Source organism: Salinisphaera sp. SWV1 (genome assembly GCF_052044155.1).
Classification (GTDB): domain Bacteria; phylum Pseudomonadota; class Gammaproteobacteria; order Nevskiales; family Salinisphaeraceae; genus Salinisphaera.
This window is the reverse complement of record NZ_JBQDYE010000170.1, coordinates 1-550: the sequence shown is the minus strand read 5'-3', so window position 1 is coordinate 550 and position 550 is coordinate 1. Positions and strand designations below refer to the sequence as shown.

The following is a 550-nucleotide window of genomic DNA, read 5'->3' as shown; positions in this document are numbered from 1 at the left end:
GTCAATTTTATTGGCAATAAAATAATCAGCGGCAGCGTTACCCAGTTTTTTACCAAATTCCAGCGGATCGCCGACCAGATACGCCGAGACATATTTATCGACCCCCTTTTGATTAATACAGGTGTTGTAGCAAATCACCGGAATGCCCGCTTCACTGGCGCGACGAACGGTACGGCTACTGCCATTTTCAGACACTGCCGATAAAATAATGGCATCGACATTACGCGCCACGAGGGTATCAACAAAGGTACTTTCTTTCGAAATATCACCCTGGGCGTTAGTTTCAATTAACTGTACCTGTACTGAAGAATCTTTTGCCGCATCCTGAACGCCCTGACGCACTCCAGCGTAATATCCCTGGGTATCAAGGTATATTGCACCAATGGTCATTTCTTTATCCGCAGCCCTGGCAAATAGTGCGCTACCTAATAGCGTAGCCATTAATAATAGATTACGGGTTGTTCTCATTTTTTTAGGCATAGTGCCTCCTGTAGGGTTTTTATTAACAACGGCTTATTCTAATTATTTTGTGATGAGCGGCAGCGCATGC

1 protein-coding gene is annotated in these 550 nt (G+C 44.7%); it reads right to left on the bottom strand.

Annotated features, from left to right (window positions below):
• On the bottom strand, positions 1–480 hold a 480-nt coding region (locus ACS8YF_RS20070), incomplete at its 3' end, for a substrate-binding domain-containing protein (protein WP_049292029.1).
• Positions 481–550 lie beyond the last annotated feature (70 nt).